Origin of the sequence: Actinoplanes sp. NPDC023936 (assembly GCF_040639325.1) — a bacterium.
Taxonomy (GTDB): Bacteria; Actinomycetota; Actinomycetes; order Mycobacteriales; family Micromonosporaceae; genus Actinoplanes.
In genome coordinates, this window is record NZ_JBEZZR010000003.1 from 168,763 (window position 1) to 190,364 (window position 21,602).

General features: G+C 71.5%; 18 protein-coding genes, 2 pseudogenes and 1 riboswitch. Of the genes and pseudogenes, 7 read left to right on the plus strand and 13 right to left on the minus strand.

Annotated features, from left to right (window positions below; translation table 11 throughout):
• Window positions 1-152: 152 nt before the first annotated feature.
• The 3 genes and pseudogenes from AB0F72_RS05320 to AB0F72_RS05330 all read left to right on the plus strand — a co-directional run.
• Window positions 153-674 carry a hypothetical protein gene (locus AB0F72_RS05320; protein WP_360425477.1) on the plus strand — a complete coding sequence of 174 codons (522 nt, stop codon included), beginning with the start codon at window positions 153-155 and terminating at the stop codon, window positions 672-674.
• Between the two features lie 188 nt (window positions 675-862).
• Window positions 863-2,341: a glutamate--cysteine ligase gene (locus AB0F72_RS05325; RefSeq protein ID WP_360425480.1), complete on the plus strand. Its 1,479-nt coding sequence runs from the start codon at window positions 863-865 to the stop codon at window positions 2,339-2,341.
• Between the two features lie 42 nt (window positions 2,342-2,383).
• Window positions 2,384-3,361, plus strand: a pseudogene (locus AB0F72_RS05330) (acyltransferase); the annotation flags it as partial.
• A gap of 143 nt (window positions 3,362-3,504) precedes the next feature.
• Here the strand turns inward: AB0F72_RS05330 and AB0F72_RS05335 are convergent.
• Window positions 3,505-3,630 (minus strand): annotated as a pseudogene (locus tag AB0F72_RS05335) (cobalamin biosynthesis protein); the annotation flags it as partial.
• Window positions 3,631-3,763: 133 nt separating this feature from the next.
• Between AB0F72_RS05335 and AB0F72_RS05340 the strand changes: the two are divergent.
• Entirely contained in the window at window positions 3,764-4,549 is a 786-nt protein-coding gene (locus tag AB0F72_RS05340) for a hypothetical protein (RefSeq protein ID WP_360426068.1), read from the plus strand.
• Window positions 4,550-4,683: 134 nt separating this feature from the next.
• Window positions 4,684-5,424, plus strand: a complete 741-nt coding sequence (locus tag AB0F72_RS05345) for a hypothetical protein (RefSeq protein ID WP_360425483.1) — start codon at window positions 4,684-4,686, stop codon at window positions 5,422-5,424.
• A gap of 121 nt (window positions 5,425-5,545) precedes the next feature.
• On the opposite strand, the gene AB0F72_RS05350 is transcribed toward AB0F72_RS05345, so the two are convergent.
• The 11 genes from AB0F72_RS05350 to AB0F72_RS05400 form a co-directional block, all read right to left on the minus strand.
• Entirely contained in the window at window positions 5,546-5,926 is a 381-nt protein-coding gene (locus tag AB0F72_RS05350) for a cobalamin biosynthesis protein (RefSeq protein WP_360425486.1), read from the minus strand.
• Window positions 5,923-7,269, minus strand: a complete 1,347-nt coding sequence (locus tag AB0F72_RS05355) for a cobyrinate a,c-diamide synthase (RefSeq protein WP_360425488.1) — start codon at window positions 7,267-7,269, stop codon at window positions 5,923-5,925. Before AB0F72_RS05355 ends, AB0F72_RS05350 begins: the two co-directional genes overlap by 4 nt.
• Window positions 7,263-7,862, minus strand: a complete 600-nt coding sequence (gene cobO / locus AB0F72_RS05360; RefSeq protein WP_360425491.1) for a cob(I)yrinic acid a,c-diamide adenosyltransferase — start codon at window positions 7,860-7,862, stop codon at window positions 7,263-7,265. Before cobO ends, AB0F72_RS05355 begins: the two co-directional genes overlap by 7 nt.
• 359 nt (window positions 7,863-8,221) lie before the next feature.
• Window positions 8,222-10,411, minus strand: coding sequence for a VWA domain-containing protein (locus AB0F72_RS05365; RefSeq protein WP_360425494.1), 2,190 nt, complete (start codon window positions 10,409-10,411; stop codon window positions 8,222-8,224).
• Window positions 10,412-10,468: 57 nt separating this feature from the next.
• Window positions 10,469-10,594: riboswitch (cobalamin riboswitch) on the minus strand.
• 154 nt (window positions 10,595-10,748) lie between these two features.
• Window positions 10,749-11,984 carry an ABC transporter permease gene (locus tag AB0F72_RS05370; protein WP_360425497.1) on the minus strand — a complete coding sequence of 412 codons (1,236 nt, stop codon included), beginning with the start codon at window positions 11,982-11,984 and terminating at the stop codon, window positions 10,749-10,751.
• Window positions 11,981-12,700, minus strand: coding sequence for an ABC transporter ATP-binding protein (locus AB0F72_RS05375; RefSeq protein ID WP_360426050.1), 720 nt, complete (start codon window positions 12,698-12,700; stop codon window positions 11,981-11,983). The genes AB0F72_RS05370 and AB0F72_RS05375 overlap by 4 nt, the downstream gene beginning before the upstream one ends.
• 96 nt (window positions 12,701-12,796) lie before the next feature.
• On the minus strand, window positions 12,797-14,293 hold the full coding sequence (locus AB0F72_RS05380) for a peptidoglycan-binding protein (RefSeq protein WP_360425499.1): 1,497 nt from the start codon (window positions 14,291-14,293) through the stop codon (window positions 12,797-12,799).
• On the minus strand, window positions 14,290-15,264 hold the full coding sequence (locus AB0F72_RS05385) for a hypothetical protein (RefSeq protein WP_360425502.1): 975 nt from the start codon (window positions 15,262-15,264) through the stop codon (window positions 14,290-14,292). The genes AB0F72_RS05380 and AB0F72_RS05385 overlap by 4 nt, the downstream gene beginning before the upstream one ends.
• A 93-nt stretch (window positions 15,265-15,357) precedes the next feature.
• Entirely contained in the window at window positions 15,358-15,771 is a 414-nt protein-coding gene (locus AB0F72_RS05390; RefSeq protein ID WP_360425505.1) for a hypothetical protein, read from the minus strand.
• A gap of 217 nt (window positions 15,772-15,988) precedes the next feature.
• Entirely contained in the window at window positions 15,989-16,840 is an 852-nt protein-coding gene (locus AB0F72_RS05395; RefSeq protein ID WP_360425508.1) for a hypothetical protein, read from the minus strand.
• Window positions 16,841-16,858: 18 nt separating this feature from the next.
• A complete protein-coding gene (locus tag AB0F72_RS05400) occupies window positions 16,859-17,350 on the minus strand; it encodes a SigE family RNA polymerase sigma factor (protein WP_360425511.1) in 492 nt (163 codons plus the stop codon).
• 260 nt (window positions 17,351-17,610) lie between these two features.
• On the opposite strand from AB0F72_RS05400, the gene AB0F72_RS05405 reads away from it, so the two are divergent.
• Window positions 17,611-19,176, plus strand: coding sequence for a gluconokinase (locus AB0F72_RS05405; protein ID WP_360425514.1), 1,566 nt, complete (start codon window positions 17,611-17,613; stop codon window positions 19,174-19,176).
• A gap of 160 nt (window positions 19,177-19,336) precedes the next feature.
• On the opposite strand, the gene AB0F72_RS05410 is transcribed toward AB0F72_RS05405, so the two are convergent.
• Window positions 19,337-20,620, minus strand: a complete 1,284-nt coding sequence (locus tag AB0F72_RS05410) for a citrate synthase (protein WP_360425517.1) — start codon at window positions 20,618-20,620, stop codon at window positions 19,337-19,339.
• Between the two features lie 173 nt (window positions 20,621-20,793).
• On the opposite strand from AB0F72_RS05410, the gene AB0F72_RS05415 reads away from it, so the two are divergent.
• Window positions 20,794-21,591: a universal stress protein gene (locus tag AB0F72_RS05415; protein ID WP_360425520.1), complete on the plus strand. Its 798-nt coding sequence runs from the start codon at window positions 20,794-20,796 to the stop codon at window positions 21,589-21,591.
• Window positions 21,592-21,602: the final 11 nt, after the last annotated feature.

Genomic DNA, 21,602 nt, shown 5'->3' on the forward strand with positions numbered 1-21,602 from the left:
CTGGCAGGGCCGGTTTCCGCAGATCGGCGCAAATCGCAGCGAAGCATCCCGTATCGGAGGTAAGCAGAGGTGTTGAGGAATCGTCGATTCACTCACGGTGCTTAAACGCGTTCTCTCCGTAACATGAAGGAATATCCAGGAGGTGACCCCCCATGGACGACACCGAACTGCACCGTGAGCGAATCCTCCGGCACGTCAGCCCGATCATCACCGGCCGCTTCGTGGGCTTCCAGGCCTCGTACACCCGCGAGGTACGGGTGGGCCGAGCCCTCGCCCTCGCCGTCTTCGTCACCGCGGGGATCGCGCAGGTGATCGGCTCGCTGCTGCGGATGCGGCCCGCCCGGCGCTCGTTGAAGGATCTCCGCAAGGGACCGGAGTTCCTGGTGACCCCGGTCCGGCTGCGTGACGACCTCGGGCAGACCTACGAGATCGAGATGCACGGCCAGCTGCCGCAGTCGGCGCTGCACCGCGGCGACCTGGTCCAGGTGCGCACCCAGCCGCAGGCCGATCCGACGCTGCCGGTGAAGCTGACGCAGGTGGTGAACCTGACGACGATGCAGCCACTCACCCCGCGCATCCCGACCCGCTGGTCACACCTCGGCCCGGCGATGCTGTTGCAGGCCGCGGCCGGTTTGACGGTCTTCGGCGTGGTCCTGGCCGCTCTGCTCAGGTGAGAATTCCGCGCTGAGCGGGTAACGCTGCGTCCATGCTGCCCGGAGATCGCCCGACCGAACCTCACCCTCGTCAATGTCAGCGGACACCTTGGCCATCTGGCGACAATGCACGGCTCTCCTGATGAGAACAGCGATAGACAACCGTCATCATGAGGCCGACGCCGTCATCGGCTGAAGGGTGGTGCGCCATGGGCGAGAAAGTCGAACAGACCGAATTCTCCCGTGAGGACCGGACCCGCTATCGGCAGAAGATCCGCCGAAGCCTGGACGTCTTCGCGACGATGCTGCGGGAGGCACGGTTCGAATTCGAGCGGCCACTGACCGGCATGGAGATCGAGCTCAACCTCATCGACGAGCACGCCGACCCGGCGATGCGCAACGCCGAGGTGCTCGGCGCGATCGCCGACCCGGATTTCCAGACCGAGCTGGGCCAGTTCAACATCGAGATAAACCTGCCGCCGCGCCGGCTCGCCGGCGACGACTTCGCCGAGCTGGAGCGGGGCCTGCGGGCCAGCCTCAACCAGGCGGAACGGCGGGCCCGGGCGGCCGGCGCGCACATGGTGACGATCGGGATCCTGCCCACCCTGCGCCGGGAGCACCTCACCGGCGAGGCGCTCACCGTGAACCCGCGGTACCAGCTGCTCAACGAGCAGATCTTCGCGGCCCGCGGTGAGGACCTGGACATCCGCATCGACGGGGTGGACCGGCTCGCCGTCACTACCGACAGCATCGCGCCCGAGGCGGCGTGCACCAGCACCCAGTTCCATCTCCAGGTCAGCCCGGCGCAGTTCGCCGCGTACTGGAACGCCGCGCAGGCGATCGCCGGGGTGCAGCTCGCGCTCGGCGCCAACTCACCCCTGCTGCTCGGCCGGGAGCTGTGGCGGGAGACCCGGATCCCGCTCTTCGAGCAGGCCACGGACACCAGATCAGAAGAGATTCAGGCCCAGGGTGTACGGCCCCGCGTCTGGTTCGGAGAACGCTGGATCACCAGCGTCTTCGACCTGTTCGAGGAGAACGTCCGCTACTTCCCGGCGCTGCTGCCGATCTGCGACGTCGACGACCCGGCCGACATCCTGGAACGCGGCGAGATCCCCGAGCTTTCCGAGCTGCGGCTGCACAACGGCACGGTGTACCGCTGGAACCGGCCGATCTACGCGGTGGTCAACGGGCGCCCGCACCTGCGGGTGGAGAACCGGGTGCTGCCGGCCGGCCCGACGGTAGCCGACACGATGGCGAACGCGGCGTTCTATTACGGTTTGACCCGCTCGCTCGCCGAGGCGGAGCGCCCGTTGTGGACCCAGATGAGTTTCCGCGCCGCCGAGGAGAATTTCCACAATTGTGCCCGGCACGGGATCGACGCCTCCGTTTTCTGGCCGGGACACGGCACGCTGCCGGTCACCGAGCTGGTGCTGCGCCGGTTGCTGCCGCAGGCGTCCGAGGGCCTGGACCGGTGGGGTGTTTCACCGGAACAGCGGGACCGGCTGCTCGGCATCATCGAACAGCGCTGCCTGAAGCACCGCAACGGCGCGTCGTGGCAGGTGGACACGCTGCACGCGCTGGAGGCGCAGGGTCAGGACCGGCGGCACGCATTGCACGAGATGCTTCGCCGCTACCTCCCATTAATGCACGAGAACATTCCCGTTCACGAATGGCCTGTGACAAAATAGGCGGCCCCTTTACAACGCCTTTGAATGACCTAAGGTGTCGCTGTGAATTCGGCGACTCCGGCTCCCAGAGCACGACTGGCGACCCTTGACGGCCTGCGCATCTCGGCCGCTCTCATGGTCGTCATCTACCACTTCACGTCGCACGAGAACGACGCCGTCAAGATCTGGGGAGTGCCGCGCGAAGTGGCATTCCCCGGATTGAGCGCCGTGTTCAAGTACGGTTTGTTCGGCGTTGAACTGTTCTTCATGATCAGCGGCTTCGTGATCTGCATGAGCAGCTGGGGCCGCAGCGTCGGCCAGTTCGCGTACTCCCGGATCGTCCGGCTCTTCCCGGCGTACTGGCCGGCGGTGCTGCTGACCGCCGCGGTGCTGTACCTGTTCCCGACGTTCATGAAGGCGCCGACCCTGGACGTCCTGCTCTACAACTTCACGATGCTGAACGCCACCTCGGACGTGGCGCCGGTCGACCCGGTCTACTGGACGCTGTTCGTGGAGGCCCGGTTCTACCTGCTCTTCGCCGTCTTCGTGCTCTGGCGCGGGCTCACCTTCCAGCGGGCACTGATCTTCGGGTACGCCTGGATGATCGCGGCCGCCATGGTCACACACGTCAACCTGCCGATCGGCCTGCGGATCCTGATGCCTGACTACGCGCCGTACTTCGTGGCCGGCATCGCGCTCTACCTGATCTACAAGTTCGGCTCGGACATCCGGGTCTGGGGCCTGCTCGTCTTCTCCTACGTGACGGCGATCCACTTCGCGACGATCCGGGCCGTCAACCGGGACATGGACACCATGCTGGTCGCCGCCCTCATCACCGCGTTCTTCGTGGTGCTCACGGTGATCGCGCTCGGGCACACGTCCCGGATCCAGTGGCGCTGGCTCACCACGGCGGGGGCGCTGACCTACCCGCTGTACCTGCTGCACTGCTTCATCGGCTACACGATCCTCAACAAGACCCGCGACCTGGCGCCCCGCTACGTCCTCTTCATCGGGGTCACCATCGGCATGCTGGTGCTGGCGTGGCTGATGCACCGGTACGTGGAGAAGCCGTTCGCCGCCTGGCTGAAGAAGCAGCTGCCTCAGGCGCCGAAGCCACGCCCTGCGGACGACTCGGCGAGCGCAACGGTGATCCTGCCGCGGATCAGCTTCGGCGCCACCAGCACGCCGCCCGGCCCGGCCGCGAGCAGCGCCGCCGCCTCCGCCACCCCGGGCGTCCCGGTCGCCGCGGCGACCGCCGGGCTGGGCGTGGGCACCGGCACGGCGGCGAGCTCCGGCACGCTGAACCCGACGGACCGCCAGCGGTAGGAGGCGGCCACGGGCCGCACCACGCCGGCCCGGCGGTCCAGCTCTCTAGGTCGCTGCCTGCCGACGGCGGACGCAGACCGATTCAGGACATCGAATATCGCGTGAGGTGGGAGCAAGATGAGTGATCCCCAACCGACGCCTCCGTACATGTGCATCGGAATGGTGCTCGATCGCTTGCGGGATGCGGACGCACTTGACGCGGTCTGCCGCAAGCTCGTCGAACTCGGCGCCGGGTATTCGGGAAGGGTCTGGCTCGGACCGTCCGATCCGGGTCCGTTCTCGTGGGTCACGGATCTGCCACTGCTGGCGGCGACCTTGCCATCCAGCCGGCCGGACATGCGCCCGTACCGCGTATGGATGGAGGTCGGAGGACTCGGCCACCTCTGGGTCGGCTTCGGCCACGGCGACCGCCGGGGCGGGCATTCGGTGGAGGTGATGCTTTCTGCGGGGCCTTACGGCGACCCCGAGGAATCCTGGGACGACGAAGACCGGGAAGAGGCTCCGCGATACCTACACGAACTGGGGAAACTCTTTCGTCGGCTTTGCATTGACCTTGATCCCATTTATGCGGCGGTTGACGACGTCAACCCAACCGTGACGCCGTCGGAGCTCCTTGAGGGTGCGCTCTCGCTGCCGAGCGACTTCTATGTCTCTCGCCGGTTGGGCCCGGTCCTCGACGAGGTGGTGAGCCTCTTCCCTGCGTCCCTGACAAGTGCCGCGCCGACCGGGTCGTTCGTCACCCATTGGCTTCGGGTGGGGGGATACACGAAATCCTCACCGGAAGCCCTCCGCTCCGCATCGGTCGCTGTCGGCCGCGGGGTGGAGGGGATCGGCTGGGCCGAACGCCGGGCCGAGGACACGTTTCGGCACGATCAGCGCGCTGGACGGGCAGGCCGCCAGTAGCGCCGCCCATGGTGGGGCGTGGAAGGGGATCCCTTGCGTCACAACGTCCGCAGGACATTTCCTGGGTACCTGGCCCAGGTTGTATTTCCTCGCGGCAGACAACTTGAGGAGATGCTACGAGCGGTGGGCTTGAGATGACCGAAGAGTGGCAGCCTGAATCTCCCCATCTCGTGATCGGGCTTTTCCTGGATCGGCTGACGGACGCCGACGCCCTGGAGCGGACCTGCGCCGCGCTGCGCGGACTCGGCGCCGAGCCGGCGGGCGGCGCATGGCTCGGTCCGGCGGAACCGGAGCCGTTCGAGTACGTCAGTGAACTGCCGCTGATGTCCTCGACATGGCCGACTGCCGAGCCCTCCCTTCGCCCCTACCGGATCGGGATGGTCACCAGCGATCTCGGCAGGCTGGCGGTGACTTTCGACCGTGGCGATCCCGCCGGAGGCCACCCGGTCACCGTGCTGCTCCACGCCGGCCTCTATGACATACCGCCGCTGGCATGGGACGACGACGACCGCGCCGAAGACCCCCGCTTCCGCAGCCGGGTGGCGGTGCTGTTCCAGGGGCTCTGCGAACAACTCGATCCCGCGTACGGGGTCGTGGGCTGGGACCTTTTACCGACGGTGGTCCCATCGGTCCTTGCCGGCGGCGAGGAATCGTTCCCCGAGGACTTCTATGTATCCCGGCGGCTGGGTTCCCTCCCCGGCGAAGTGGCGAAGCTCTTCCCCAGGCCGCTGACGTTCGACGGGCCGACCGGGCTGTTCGTCTCGCATTGGCTGCGGCCGGAGGAACCGGTGAGCCCGTCACGGCAGGCTGTCGATGCGGCGTCGGCCGCCGTCGGCCGGGTGCTGATCGAAGCCGGCTGGCGGGAGCGCCGATGATCTGATGCGGTTCATCTCGACTCCCCGCTGATTGGTCGTCCGGGCCGCCATGGCTGCCCGGACGACCGGTCGGCACGACCCTCCGCGATCAACGTTGAGGTCGCGTCACCATCGTCGACCGTCAGGCATCAGGCTCACAGGATGACCGGGCGATCGCCACGGTCGCCGTTCCGACGATGCGTTTCGGCACCAGCAGCACGCTCGACGGACCGGCCGCCAGCAGCGCCGCCGCTTCCGCTACTCCCGGCGTCCCGATCGCTGCCGCAACCGCCACACTCGGAGTGGGCACCGGCACCTCGGCGAGTTCCGGCACCGTGAACGCGACGAATCGCCAGCCATGGGACGACGCCACGATCCGCACCACGTCGTCCCGCCGATGCACGGTGGCGAGCACCGCGACCCGCTCCCCCGGGATCCCGGCGGCGTCGAGCACCGACCGCACCGCGGCTGACAACTCGTGGGGCCCGGTCCCGGACCGGGCGCCGACCCCCACGGCGATCACGCCGCCGCCCGCACCAGCCGCTCCGCGATCCCCCGATGCCCCGCCCAGTGCAGATGCAGATACGACGCGTGCAGCCCCGGACCGGCGAACCCCTCCGGGTCCGCGCCCCGCCACGCCCACGCCGCCCCGCCGGCCGGCGACAGCAGCACCCCGGACCGCGGATGCACCACGGTCCGGTGGAACTCGTGCCCGGTGACCCGGGTCCCGGCCGCCGCGAGCGGGCTGTCCGACAGCGCGACGGCGTCGCGGTATCCCAGGGTCAGCGACGGCGTCATCGCCGCCTCGGCCTCGATCACGCCGCACATCGGCTTGCCGTCCAGCGAGTCGCACAGCCACAGCAGCCCCGCGCACTCGGCAGCGATCGGTCCGCCGGCGGCGGCCAGCGCGGCGACCGAGGAGCGCAGCGGGGCGTTCGCCGACAGCTCGGCCGCGTACACCTCCGGGAACCCGCCGCCGACCACGAGGGCCCGCGTCCCGGCCGGCAGGGACTCGTCCCGCAACGGGTCGACGATCACGACCTCGGCTCCGGCTCCGGTCAGCAGTTCGGTCGTCTCCGCGTACCCGAAGGAGAAAGCCGGGCCACCGGCGACCGCGACGATCGGACGGCCCGGAACCGGGTCCTCAGAGATCGGGGTCCACGCGGAAACCGCAAGCGGCGGCGCGGACCGGGCGACCGCCGCGACCGCGTCCAGATCGACCGAGGCGGCGATCAGCGTGGCGAGCGCGTCGACCGAGGCCAGGGCCTCCGCGCGGCGCTCGGCGGCGGGGATCAGCCCGAGGTGCCGGGACGGGGCGGCGACCGCTTCGGCGCGGCGCAACGCACCGAGCACCGGCGTGCCGACCTCCTCGCACGCGTCGCGCAGGATCTGCTCGTGCCGGTCCGAGCCGACCCGGTTGAGGATCACCCCGGCCAGCCGGACCGTCCCGAAGCTGCGGAAGCCGTGCACCAGCGCGGCCACCGACCGGCCCTGCGCGGCGGCGTCCACGACCAGGATCACCGGGGCTTGCAGCAACTCCGCGACCTGGGCGGTGGAGCCGGTCTCGCCGGCGCCGGTCCGGCCGTCGTAGAGGCCCATCACCCCTTCCACGATCGCGATCTCGGCCCCCGCCGACCCGTGCGCGAACAGCGGCCCGATCATGTCCTCGCCGACCAGGACCGGGTCCAGGTTGCGCCCGGGGCGCCCGGCCGCGAGAGCGTGATAGCCCGGGTCGATGTAGTCCGGCCCGACCTTGAACGGCGCTGTCCGGAGACCGCGCTGCCGGAACGCCGCGAGGAGCCCGGTCGCCACTGTCGTCTTGCCGTGCCCGGACGCGGGCGCGGCGATCACGACCCGGTTCACCATTCGATCCCCTGCTGTCCCTTGCGCCCCGCGTCCATCGGATGCTTCACCTTGGTCATCTCGGTGACCAGGTCGGCCGCCGCGATCAGGTCGGGATGCGCGTCCCGCCCGGTGATCACGATGTGCTGCGTGCCGGGACGATCCCGGATGACGGAGATGACCTCGGCGACGTCCACCCAGCCCCATTTCATCGGGTAGGTGAACTCGTCCAGCACGTAGAACTTGTAGCTCTCCGCGGCGAGGTCCCGCTTGATCTGCGCCCAGCCCTCGGCGGCCTCGGCGGCGTGGTCACGCTCGGTACCGGCGCGCTGGATCCACGACCACCCCTCGCCCATCTTGTGCCAGGTCACCGGCGTGCCGTTGACGCCGTCGAGGGCCTTCAGCGCGGACTCCTCGCCGACCTTCCACTTCTGCGACTTCACGAACTGGAACACGCCGATCGGCCACCCCGCGCTCCACGCCCGCAGCGCCATCCCGAACGCCGCCGTCGACTTGCCCTTGCCCGCCCCGGTGTGCACGGCGAACACCGCCTGCCGCCGCCGCTGCCGCGTGGTCAGCCCGTCGTCCGGAGTCACGGCGACTTTCCCTTGAGGCATTTTCCCACCCTTTTCCTTGTACGGGTGACGCCGTCCCGCCAACCCGAGCCGTCACCGAGAACCCAGCGACCCGGCGCGGGCCGGCTCGCTCCCCTCACCCACCGTCAGTGGTCCCGCTCCCACCCCCGCGTGTTGAGTTCGGGTGCGGAACGCGCCCCAACTCCACACGCAGTCCCGCCCCCCGCCCGCGTGTTGAGTTCGGGTGCGGAACGCGCCCCAACTCCACACGCAGTCCCGCCCCCCGCCTGCGTGTTGAACTCGGGTGCGGAACGCGCCCCAACTCCACACGCAGTCCCGCTCCCCCGCCTGCGTGTTGAGTTCGGGTGCGGAACGCGCCCCAACTCCACACGCTGTGGGGTTCAGGCCGCCCGGCGGTAGGCGCGGTCCGCCGGAGCGGGCGCCGCTCCGGGGCCCGGCAGGACCGATGCCTGCAACCGCTCGAGCGGCATCAGCTCGGCCTTCAGCGCGGCGGCGAGCCGCCCGGCCAGACCGAGCCGGATCGGACCGGACTCGCAGTCGACGACCACCGTCGCCACCCCGTTCAGCGCCGGCGCGAGCCGCAGCGGGTCCGGGCCGCTGGTGGCCCGCCCGTCCGTGACCAGCACCAGCAACGGCCGCCGGCGCGGGTCACGCCGCCGCTCGGTGGCGATGGTCGCCGCCGCGGCGCGCAGCCCGGCCGCGATCGGGGTCCGCCCACCGGTCCGCAGCGCCGCCAGCCGCATCACGCCGACCTCATGACTGGACGTCGGCGGCAACACCACCTCGGCGTCCGCACCCCGGAACGTGATCATCCCGATCCGGTCCCGCCGCTGGTAGGCGTCCCGCAGCAGCGACAGCACCGCCGTCTTGACCAGTGTCATCCGCTTCCGGGCCGCCATCGATCCGGACGCGTCCACGACGAAGAGCACGAGGTTGGCCTCCCGCCCCACATGCACCGATTCCCGCAGATCTCGTGGTGCCACGCGAACCCGCCGCCGCAACATTCCGGATATTTCCGAAATATCGGAGGATGGGCGGAGCGCGGCCTCCGCGCCCGTCCGGTCCAGCGCGGCACGCAGCGTCGCCGGCAGGTGCGGCGCGCCCGCGAGCTTGCCGACCGGAGCCCGGCTGCCGACGACCCGGCCGCGCCGGGCGTAGGCCGGGGAGCGCCGTCCGGCGTGGCCCCCCTCGCCACGGGCCGAGATGCGCAGTGTCCTGGTGCGATAGGCCGGCCCGGCACTGGCCGCCACACCGGGTTTGCCGGCCTGTTCGGCGCCGGTCTCCCCCGGTTGCCCGGAGCCGTCCGCGGCCTGCCCCGCGGGGTCCGCCGCCGGCCCGGAGCCGGATCCCGCGTCGTTCGCCGCCTGCTGCCCGGCGCCGTTGTCCCCTGGGCCGCCCGGGTCGTCGCCGGCCGGGCTCCCGGGACCGCCGCCGTCACGCGGGCCCTGCGGTGCGCCACCCCCGCCGCCCTCGGGCGGGCCGTCGCCGTCCGGGTCGTCACCGTCCGAATCGTCACCGTCGTGATCAGCTGGCCCGGGGTCCTGCTCGGCCGCCTGGCGCTCGGCCTCGGCGAGGGCCTGCTCGAGCTTCTCCTCGTCGGTGCCGGGCGGATCGAGCGGGTCGGTCCGCCGCCGGTGCGGCAGGGCCAGCCGGGCCGCGTCGCGGACGTCGTCGGCGGTCACCCGGTCGCGGCCGTGCCAGGCGGCCAGGGCGACAGCGCTGCGGGCCACCACGATGTCGGCGCGCATGCCGTCCACGCCGTAGGCGAGACAGACCCGGGCGATCCGGTCCAGCTCCGTGTCGGGCAGCCGGACGCTGGGCAGTTGCGCGCGGGCGGCGGCGATCCGGGCGGCGACCTCGCGCTCGGCCTCGGCGAACCGGGCGGCGAACCCATCCGGGTCCGCCTCGTAGGCCAGCCGCCGGCGCACCACCTCGGCCCGCTGCACCGCGTCGCGGGGCGCCGCCACCGTGACGACCAGGCCGAACCGGTCCACCAGCTGCGGGCGCGGCTCGCCCTCCTCCGGGTTCATCGTGCCGACCAGCAGGAAACGTGCCGCGTGCTTCACCGACACACCGTCACGCTCGACGTGCGCACGGCCCATCGCGGCGGCGTCCAGCAGCAGGTCGACCAGGTGGTCGGGGAGCAGGTTCACCTCGTCGACGTAGAGCACGCCCCGGTGCGCGGCGGCGAGCAGACCCGGCTCGTACGCCTTCACGCCGTCGCTGAGCGCCCGCTGCAGGTCCAGCGTGCCCACCACTCGGTCCTCGGTGGCGCCGACCGGCAACTCGACCAGGCTGGCCGGGCGGGCGTCGGCGGGGCCACCGATCGGGTGCGGGCCGTCCGGGCAGCCCGGATCCGGGGCGTCCGGGTCACACGCGAACCGGCAGCCGCGTACCGTCTCGATGCCCGGCAGCAGACCGGCCAGCGCACGCACGACGGTGCTTTTCGCGGTGCCCTTCTCGCCGCGCACCAGCACACCGCCAACCGCCGGGGAGACCGCTGTCAGCAGCAGCGCCAGGCGCAGATCATCGAGGCCGACGACGGCCGTGAACGGGTAGGGAGTTGTCACGAGGGTCCCTTCTGCGCGGGTGTCCACGCCCGCACGTCAGTCACGAACGAGCGGCCGGAGTCTCCTGACTCCCGGATCGGCGATCACCGCGCCTTCCGGCCTCATGGCGAAGCCGTGGCTGGACGTGCGGGTCGCTCCCCGGTCACAGTGGCGGGACCGTCCCGGACTCGCACCGGGTTCCTCCGCTACCGCTCGCCGGTCACTCTTTCTCACCGGCGGGGTACGCGTCAACGCGAGCACCGGTGACGACGGTCGCTCCGGCGCCTCCCGGGCCTCCCCGCGCCGCGTCCGACAGCTCAATCGGCGCCGCGTCCGGAACGGCTCGGTGCGGGCGGCGCTAGCGGCGCAGCGCCTCGGAGGGTTCGGTGCGGGCGGCCCGCAGCGCCGGGTAGAGCCCGGCCAGCATCCCGGTCAGCGCGCCGATCACCGGGGCGGGCAGCACGGTGGCCGGGTCCAGGATGACCGTCCACTCCCGCGCGAGCGCCACCGCGAGGACCACGCCCACTCCCAGCGCCGTGCCGGTCAGCCCGCCGAGCGCGCCCAGCACTGTCGACTCGGTGAGGAACTGACCGGCCACGTGCCGGGGCCGCGCACCCAGTGCCCGGCGCAGGCCGATCTCGCCGACCCGTTCCATCACCGCGACCAGGGTGGTGTTGGTGATGCTCACCGCACCGATCACCAGGCAGATCCCGGCGAGCGCGAGGAACAACCCGGACAGTTCGGTGTCGACATCGTCGCGCAGGCTGCGCGGGTCGGGCGGCGGCACGGCCCGGAGCAGGCCGGCGCCGTCCGGGCGCAGCGCGACCGGCGCCTGCCGGGCGATCAGTTGGGCCGCGCCGAGACGCGTCTCGATCACCATCTTGGCCGGGTTCACGGCCGGGTCGGGCGCCGGATAGAGATCCTCGGCGGTGGCCCGAGGCAGCACGATGCCGAGGAGCAGCTCGGGCAGGCGCTCGGTGTCCGAGATGATGCCGACGACGGTGAACGGGCGGCCGTCGATGAAGACCGCGGGACGGCCGCTGAGCTGGTGGATGTTGAGCCGGCCGGCGGCGGCCGGGCCGAGCACCACGACGTGTTCGCCGCGCTTGTCGTGGAAGGCGTCGAACAGCCGGCCGGTACGCACGGCGGGCTTGGCCGCGGCGAGTGCGCCGGCCGACGCCGCGTACACCGGAAGGTCCGCGGCGTTGCCCCGCGACTCGGCCCGCACGTCGGGCGCCGAGCCGATCACCGGGCGGCGCAGCGGCACGTTCCAGTAGACGCCGGACGCCACCACCCCGTTGAGCCGGTTGATCCGCTGGTCGGCGTCGGCGGGGAAGCTGACGCCGCTCTCCCCCGCGTCGGTCACCGTCACGGTGGTCTCGGCGAGCGCGTCGAAGTGCTTGCCGATCTGGCCGGTGGCGGTCGAGGTCAGGCCCAGGACGGCGACGAAGGCGCCCACCCCGAGAACCGTGCCGAGGGTGGTGAGCACGGAGCGGGCCGGCCGTTGCAGGATGCCGGCGACCGCCTCGGCGATCAGGTCGGGGAGACGGAAGACGGATCGTTCCGGAATGGCCCGGCGCCGGCGGAGCCTCACCGCACCGCTCCGGCCGGCAGCTCGTCCATCCGGCCGTCGACGATCCGGACCACGCGCCGCGCCCGCTCGGCCACCGTGGCGTCGTGGGTGATCACCACGATGGTGAGACCGGCCGCGTGCAGCTCGTCGAAGAGCCCGAGCAGCCGCAGCGACGTGGCCGAGTCGAGGTTGCCGGTGGGCTCGTCGCAGAGCAGGATCGCCGGCTCGTTCACCAGGGCCCGGGCGATCGCGACCCGCTGCCGTTCGCCGCCGGACATCGTGGTGGGCAGCGCGTACGCCCGGTGGCCCACCTCGACCCGGCCGAGCGCGGCCAGGGCGGCGGCGCGGCGGTGCCGGCGCGGACGGCCGTTGTAGACCTGAGCGAGCATCACGTTCTCCACGGCGGTCCGGTGCGGCAGCAGATGGAAGGACTGGAAGACGAAGCCGATCCGGCCGCCGCGCAGGGCGGTCCGTTCCCGCTCGGCGAGGCCGGAGACGTCCACCCCGTCCAGGCGGTAGGTGCCCGACGTCGGCCGGTCCAGCAGGCCGAGAAGGTTGAGCAGCGTGGACTTGCCGGAACCGGAGGGCCCGACGATGGCCAGGTAGTCGCCACGGGTCACCCGCAGGGTCGCCGCACGCAGCGCCGCGACGGCCGGCGGACCGGGATAGACGCGGGACACCCCGTCAAGATCGAGAACCGGCGGCGGCTCCGGCCCGGGCTCTCCGGGCTTCAGGATCGGCGCCGCCGGTACGTCGCCGGGCCCTCCGAGTTCCAAGATCTGCGTGGTCAGGTCCGGACCGGGATCAGGCACCGGCGGCATGGTGGGCCCCATTCAGCTCTTCCCCGGTTCGGGAGCGGCCGGCGCCGCGTCGAGGCCGGTCACCACCTCGTCACCCGGCTCCAGGTCACCGCCGTCGACCGGCTCGATCTCCACCAGACCCGCCGCGGAGACGCCGGGCTCCACCGTCACCTGCCGCTGGGCGCCACCCGGCTCGACCACTGTCACGGTGGTACGGCCGTCCGCCGACGAGGAGATCGCCGCCTCGGGCACGGCCAGCACCTCGCCGCCGGTGCTCGCGGTGGTGACGGTGATCCGCAGGTCGTCGCCCTCCAGGTCGGCGGGCCACCCACCGGCGCGGTCGATGCGAACCGGGACGTACGTCTCCTCGTCCTTGGTGACCTGCTTGCCGACGGAGCCGATGGTGCCCTCCGCCTCGAAGCCGCTCACCTCGGAGAGCACCGTGACCGGCATGCCGGGTTCGGCGAGGCTGCCGGACGAGGGATCCAGCTTGCCGATCAGGGAGAGCCCGCCCGACGTGAAGCCGAGCAGGTTCTGGCCGACGGTGTCACCGACCCGGGCGGAGAGCCGGGACACCCGGGCCGGCAGCGTCGGCAGGAACGCCACCTCGGACATCGGCACCATCGGCTTCTCCCGCGCCACGGGCGGGCTGGACTCGCGAACCGGCGGCGCGCCGGACGGCTGCGGCCCGGCCGCCGGCGGGCTGGAGGCGTCCGGCCCCGCCGCCGCGACCAGCGCGGCGGCGGGCACGGCTACGGCGGGCGGCGCGGCAGCGGGCACGGCGGCGGCCGCCGCGGCAGGCGGCGCGGCAGGCGGCGCGGCGGGCGGCGCGGTTGCGCTGGTCGCGGCGGGCACGGCTGCGGGTTCGGCGGCGGCCGGCTTGGCGCCGGACGCGGTGGAGGTGGTGCCGGTGGGTTCCACCGTGGTCAGCGGCACGGCGTAGTCACGGTCCTCGTAGAACCTGCGGACCGCCCGCTCGGTGCCGGCGCCGAAGACGCCCCGGGTGTCGCTGATCCGGTAGCCGAGGTCGCGCAGCGCCTCCTGCAACTGCCGGATGTCCTTGCCCCGCTGGCCGGGCAGCATGTCGCGGTACGCCGGGAAGGCGCCGGGCAGCGCGTACACCGGGCGCTCGGAGACCTCCAGCAGCACCCGGCCCGGCTTCACCGTCGCGCCCACCTTGGTACGGACCGCGGTGACCACCAGGATGTCGCCGCCCGCCCCGTGCGCGGTGCGCGCCACCGAGGACGGCGTGAAGGTGTACTCCCGGCCGCGCACCGGTTCGCCGCGCATCACCAGCGTGGTGTCCAGGCTCTTGCGGACCACCTCGGCGGTGAGCAGGGTCGGCGTGGGCGCCCGGGTCTCGGCCGCCACCTGCTGCGGGCTCTTGATCTGGGTGGCCGCGATCAGCCCGCCGGTGGAGGCCACCACGGCGACCAGGGCCACCGTGGTGAGCACTCGCTGCCGCCGGGCCAGCGGCGAGCGGCGTGGGCCGCTGCCGGAGTCCAGCACTGTCGTGTCCTCAGCCGTCATGAGCCCTTGGCGACGATCTCGGCGGCGCGCTTGAGTTGCGCGTCTCGCTCGGCCTTGGCCGTCTGCAAGGCCTGGGCGTTCCGCTCGATCTGGGCGTTCTGGTACGCCACCTCGAAGCCCTGCCACGCCTGGATCAGACCGGTTTTCTCCTTGCACGCGACGTCCGCCTTGGCCGCCGCGATCTCCTTGGCCGAGGCTTTCCGGGTGTCGGTCTTGAAGTCGCCGCCGGCCTCTTTGGGGGTCGGGTAGTTGTAACCGTTTTCGGACATGCAGGAGGACCATTCCTTGAAGGCCGCGGTCACCGCCGGATCGGCCAGCGAACGGTCGAAGGAATCGCGCGCTATCTGACTGACCGGCCCGCTTTCCCCCAGCGTGTTCTGCGGGCTGATCTTTGTGTCTGCCTCCCCGACACAGCCGCCCTCAGGAATTTTTTGCCCCCCGACGGAATCGGGCGCGGATTTTCCGTCCGGACCCTGTCCGCTCAGAACCATTTGCTGAGCCGCGGAGCCGTTTTCCTTCTCCTTCGCGACATCGATCTTCGGCCTGCCGATCTCGATGTCCGACGGCGAGTGGTAACCGTACTTCCCGGCGTCGCCGGCGTCGGTCGGCCCGTACCGCCGCTTGTTGCCGTAGACGCCGAAGTCGAGCACCAGGCCGCGCTCGCGCTCCTCCATCCGGGCCTGGTCGAACGGGTAGGTGAAGCCGAACCGCTGCATGCAGTCGCGGACCAGGGTCTGCCGTGCCCGGTCCAGCTGGGACATCTGCGGGAAGGTGAACGCGTACGTGTCGATCGGCAGCACGATCTCTCCGTCCGCGGCGGGCAGTGACGCGCCTGCCGCGGCCGGCGCGGCGCCGGATCCCGTCGCGGAGTCCGCCCCGTCGGGCTCCCCGGAACAGCCGGCCAACGCTGTGGCCAGCATCAATGCGGCAATTCCGGGCATGGCGAAGCGCAGTCGCCTCGATCGCGACATGGCCGTTTCTCCCTCGATGCTAGGTTGGGCGCACCGGTGCTGTGCCCAGCTCCAATGGGCACAGCACCGGCCCCGCCTCAAGCGGGACGAGGGTCAGAAGATGTCGACCGACGCCTCGTCGTTCCAGGTGTAATAGAGGTTCCCGCTACGCTGGGGCAGCAGGTAGTCGACGTTGCCACCGCGGCTGGTGTTGAAGTAGCTCCAGCACCACAGGTTCCCCGCGACGGACGTGTCGCACGACATGGAAGCCGCGTTGTTGCGCACGACCTGACCAGCACCGCTACCGGTGCCGGCGAGGAATCGCGAGTTCGACAGATTCGCCACGTACGAGCTGGTGCCCCAGTACGCCCCGGTGAAGTTCCCCGAGTAGAAAAGACACAGCAGGTACGGCGACGAGTCACACCGGGCAGAAACCCCGGTGGTGCCGATGTTACGGCTTGCGGCCGCCGCCGGAGCGGACGTCGCAAAGAGCCCGGCCACAATAGCGACCATCGCCGCCATGGCCATTCCGAAAATTCTCTTCGATGACACGTGGTCCCCTTCTCGCGGGCAGGCGAGAAGTAAGCCCATGTATTGAGATTTGCAAAGTGAGCCCCCGCTCGCATGCCGATCTTTACCGATTGGCGCGCCAGGTGTCACTGTGCCACCGATTCCGGATGCCTACAAGGCTCGTCTCATAGAAGTTCACAAATACTTCGAACCATTTCCGACACTCCTTTCCGGATCATGGAAGAATACGTGCGCCGACCAGGGCGGCGACCTCACCGAGTTGGTCACGGCTCACCGGTGTGCCAGCCTGCGCCACGCCCGCCTTGCCGCCGCCGGCCGCGACCAGGTTGCTCACCCGCAGGGTCAGCACCCGCCGATCGGCCAGCTGCAGCCGTGCCTCATGGGTCACCTCGCCGCCGTCGCCCGGCACCGTCTGTGCCAGGTAGCGACGACCGTCCACCCCGGTGCCGTCGGCGCAGTCCTTGACCGGTGGCTGACAGGTCAGCAGCAACTCGTCGCGCCGCTGCTGCTCGAGCTCCGGGTTCTCGTTCTCCTGCGCGCACTTGGGGTTCGACGGGTCCGCGCACGGCCGGGTGGAGAGCACCTGCAGGGTGAGCACCCCGCGCCGGCCGGTCGCCGCGATCCCGGTGCCGCCGGCGAACGGCTGATCCGCCTTGGCGGTCTTCTCGCTGCCGATCAGCACCGGCGGCTCACCGTCGGCCGGCGGATGACCGTCGACGTCCTGCCGGAACCAGGTGGCCTGCGGGACGACGCGGTGCACCGCCTCGTCCAGCACCCCGCGCAGGGTGGCGGCGGTCGCCTCGGCCGAGCGGCGGTCCTCCGCCGCCAGCCGGAAGCCGTGCGGCGTGACCACCGATGACGAGGCCTGCGCCTGCGGCGCTTCGCTCTGCGGGCCGCGCACCTGCTGCAGCATGCCGGCCGACACGACGACGGCGAGGACCGCGGTGGCGGCGCCCGCGGCGCGCAGCGCCGTCCGGCGGTGCCGCTCCCGGCGCACGATCGCCGCCACGTCCACCCGGCTGGGCGGCGGGGTGCCGATCACCTCGTCGAAGAGCTGCTTGCCCATGGTCTCCCTCCTCCCTCCTCACCCACGTAGCGAGTCCGCACTCAGCCGGAGCGTCCGCAGGCCGCGCGCGGTCTGGCTCTTCACCGTCCCGACGGACACCTGCAACATCTCGGCGGTCTGCTCGGCGGAGTAGTCGTAGTAGAACCGCAGGATCAGCACGGCACGCTGACGCGGGCCGAGCGACTGCAGCAGGCGGCCCAGCGACTCCCGGTCGGTGACCCGGTCCGGCACGGCGTCCGGCCGGTCCGGCAGCCGCTCCGCGGGCCACTCCCGCCGCCACGGACGGCGGCGCTCGTTGAGCCAGCTGCGGGTGAGGATCTTCTGTGCGTACGCCTCCGGGTTGTCCGCCCGGCGCACGTCACGCCAGTGCCGGTACACCTTGGTGACCGCGATGGACACGAGGTCGTCGGCGGTGTGCCAGTCCTGACACATCAGGTACGCGGAGCGCCGCCACCGATCCATCCGGGCCTCCACGAACTCGTGGAATTCCCGATCGTCCCCCCGGGTCAAGAGCCGTCCTTCCGGTCCGCGCTGACGATGACATGGGTACGACACCGCCGCCCGACGGCAGGGTTGCACGACCGGGGCCGAATCTTTCGCTGGCCGCCGTGCCAATCCCCGGGCGCCGGGTCAGCGGAGGCGACGGCGGGCGGCGCCCCGGGCCGGGCGACGCACCGGGCCGGGCGACCCACCGGGCCGGGCGACCCACCGGGCCGGTACGAAAGGATGTCCGCCGGGTAAGGCGAAGGGCAGGACGAGGGAGGCCATGCATGGACGTCGTGATCGGCATCGACACCGGTACCACCGCCACCAAGGGCGTCGCCGCCGGGCCGCGCGGGGAGATACGCGCGCTGACCAGCGTGCACTACCCGCTCTCGGTGCCCGGTCCGGGTCGCGCCGAGCTCGACCCCGCGCAGCTGGTCGACGCCGCGGTGAAGGCGCTCACCGACGTCGCCGCCGAGTGCCGGGAGCACGGCGACCGGGTGATCGCGATCGGACTCAGCGCGTTCCTGCACGCGCTCGTGCCGATGTCCGCGGACGGCGCGCCGCTCGGCCCGCTGATCACCTGGGCGGACGGGCGCTCGGCCGAGCAGTGCGAGCAGATCGTCGCGGCCGGGCGGGCCAAGGTCCTGCAGGCGCGCACCGGCACCCCGGTGCACCCGATGTCGCCGCTGACCAAACTGGCCTGGTGGGAGGCGACCGACCGGGACACGCTGCACGGCACGCCCCGGTGGGGCGGGGTGAAGGAGCTGATCGTCGCGGCGCTCACCGGCGGGCCGTTCCAGGTGGACCTGTCGCTCGCCTCCGGCACCGGGCTCTACGACATCCACTCGCGCAAGTGGGACGACGAGGCGCTCGGGATCGCCGGGGTGCGCGCGGAGCAGCTCGCCGACGTGGTGCCCACGACGGCCCGGCTGCGGCTGCGGCCGGAGGTGGCGCGGGCGGCCGGGCTCGACGCGGGTGTCCCGCTGATCATCGGGGCGGCCGACGGGCCGCTCGCCAACCTCGGCGTCGGCGCCACCCCGGCCGGTATCGCGGCCGTCTCACTCGGCACCAGCGGCGCGCTGCGCACTGTCGTCGACCGGCCGGCCAGCGACGAGGCCGGGCGGCTGTTCTGCTACGCGCTGACCGAGGACCGCTGGGTGATCGGCGGCGCGGTGAACAACGCCGGATCGGTGGTCCGGTGGGCCGGCGAGAGTTTCGCGGCCGGTTTCGAACGGCCCGGCGCCGAGGGCGAGGACGCCGACGAGCGCGACGCGGCGCTGCTGGAGGAGGCGGCCGGGGTCCGGGCCGGCAGCGAGGGACTGCTCTGCCTGCCCTACCTGCTGGGCGAGCGGGCGCCGTGGTGGCGTCCCGGCCTGCGTGGCGCGTACCTGGGGCTGCGCCGTGAGCACAAGCGCCCGCACCTGGTCCGCGCCGCGGTGGAGGGGGTGTGCCAGCAGCTCGCGCTGGTCCGGGACTCGTTCGACGCGGAGGGGTACCCGCTCACCGAGATCCGGGCCACCGGCGGTGCGGCCGCGTCCGAGCTGTGGGTGAGCATCCTGGCCTCGGCGCTCGACCTGCCGGTCGCGGTCGCGGACACCCCGGAGGGCACCGCGCTCGGCGCCTGCCTGCTGGCCCGGCACGCCCTCGGCGAGTTCCCCGACCTGGCGGAGGCGGCCGCCCTGGTCCCGATCAGCCGGCACACCCGGCCGGAGCCCGGGGACGCGGAGCTCTACCGGCGGCTGCGCCCGCTCGTGGAGGAGTCGGCGCTGGCCGTGCTCGACGTGGTGGCCGAACTGGACCGGCTGGCGCCGGAGCCGCTGCCGGGCACGGAGAAGGCGGTCGGAGCCTGACCCGGCACCGGTAGCGAAACGCGCCGGACGGCCTGGCGCGGGCAGGTGGCCGCGCGGACTCTCGGGGACGGGTGTGCTGCGGCTGGGGACGGGGTGACGCGTACCCGGAAAGGAAAACGCCCTGCCGGAAGGTTCCGGCAGGGCGTTGTCGCTCGGTGGGTCAGCGCTGGTCGAGCGCGACGAAGTCGCGGACCGGGGAGCCGGTGTAGATCTGACGCGGACGGCCGATCTTGTTGGCCGGGTCGGTCATCATCTCGCGCCACTGGGCGATCCAGCCGGGCAGGCGGCCGATCGCGAAGAGCACCGTGAACATCTTGGTCGGGAAGCCCATGGCCTTGTAGATCAGGCCGGTGTAGAAGTCGACGTTCGGGTAGAGCTTGCGGGAGACGAAGTACTCGTCGGAGAGGGCGATCTCCTCCAGCTTGAACGCGATCTCCAGCAGCGGGTCCGGCGTCTCCAGCTTGGAGAGCATCTCCTGGGCGGCCTTCTTCACGATCGCGGCGCGCGGGTCGTAGTTCTTGTAGACCCGGTGGCCGAAGCCCATGAGCTTGACGCCCTTTTCCTTGTTCTTCACTCGCGTGACGAACGAGTTGACGTCTCCGCCGTCCTTGCGGATCTGCTCCAGCATCTCCAGCACCGCCGCGTTCGCCCCGCCGTGCAGCGGGCCGGAGAGCGCGTTGATGCCGGCCGAGATCGAGGCGAACAGGTTCGCCTGCGCGGAGCCGACCAGCCGCACCGACGACGTGGAGCAGTTCTGCTCGTGGTCGGCGTGCAGGATGAAGAGCATGTCGAGGATCTTGGCGACCTTCGGGTCCACGTCGTAGGGCAGCGTGGGCAGACCGAACGTGAGCCGCAGGAAGTTCTCGACGTAGTCCAGCGAGTTGTCCGGGTACGGCAGCGGGTGGCCGATCGACTTCTTGTAGGCGTACGCCGCAATCGTCGGAAGTTTCGCCATCAGGCGGATTGCGGAGATATCAACCTGCTCGGAGTCGAGCGGGTCGAGCGAGTCCTGGTAGAAGGTCGAGAGCGCGGTGACCGCCGAGGAGAGCACCGACATCGGGTGCGCGTCCCGCGGGAAGCTGGAGAAGAACGTGCGCATCTCCTCCTGCAGGAGCGTGTGCACGCGGATCTTGTCCGCGAAGTCCCGCAGCTCGGCGGCGTTCGGCAGCTCGCCGTTCATGAGCAGATAGGACACCTCCAGGAAGGTGGACTTCTCCGCCAGCTGCTCGATCGGGTAACCCCGGTACCGCAGGATGCCCTGGTCACCGTCGATGTACGTGATCGCCGACGTCGTCGACGCCGTGTTCACGAACCCCTGGTCGAGGGTGACGAAGCCGGTCTCCTTAAGCAGAGCACTGACGTCGATGCCGCCCGGCCCGTCGACGGCCTCGCGCACCGACATCGACAGCTGGCCACCAGGGTGGTCGAGCTTGACATCCGTCATGTATTTCCCTCACTTCACCGGCAGATGTCCCAAAGATTTTGCCGTTCACCGTAAACCCTCAACCTGAATGGGTCATCAGGTAGCCATCTGTTGAGGCATTGGTCACCAGTACGTATGGGCCGTTGCACCATAGACAATGGTCGGTATATTGCGGCTTTGTTACGGGAGGACCGATGCCAGATCCTGTCGTGGTAGGCGTCGACGGCACCGCGCCCGCTCGCGCCGCGGTCCGGCTGGCCGCGCGGGAGGCCATCTCCCGCGGGTGCGTGCTGAAAGTCGTCCATGCTTTCACCTGGGCCGATCCGGGCACCGGTTACGCCTCGGCTCGTGGGGCCGCCTCCCGCCTCGTCGAGGAGGCGGTCGCTTTCGCCCAGCGTTCCACACCCGGCCTCGACGCGCGGGGACAACTGCTGGATGGACCACCCGCACGCGTGCTGATCGCGCAGAGCCGCGCCGCGGACCTGCTGGTGGTCGGCGGCGACGGGCTGGACCGGCTGGGCGCCGGCTCGGTGGTGGACGACCTGGTGCCGCGCTCCTGGTGCCCGGTGGCCCTGGCCCGCGGCCAGCGGCCGCCGACCGGACCGGTGGTCGCGGCCGTCGACGGCTCGGAGTTCTCCCTGCTGGGGCTGCGGTTCGCGATCGAGGAGGCGGCGCTGCGCGGCTGCCCGCTGCGCGTGGTGCACGTGATCGGCGCGGCCGGCCGGCGGGAGGCGGCGGACCGGTTGCTCGCCGCGGTGCCCGCCGAGCAGCGCCGGATCCTGGTCGGCCCGCCGGCGGCCACCCTGATCCGGGCCACCCGCCGGGCCGGGCTGCTGGTGCTCGGCCCGCGCGGCGCGGGCGGCGCCCGGCGGATCGGCTCGGTCGCCGGCGAAGTGCTGCGCCGCGGCGGCTGCCCGGTGGTCTTCGCGCACGGCCTCCCGGCGGGGTCTGCGGCGCCGCCGGCAGTTCAGCAAACCTCGGTTGGCGAATAGCCCGGATTGCT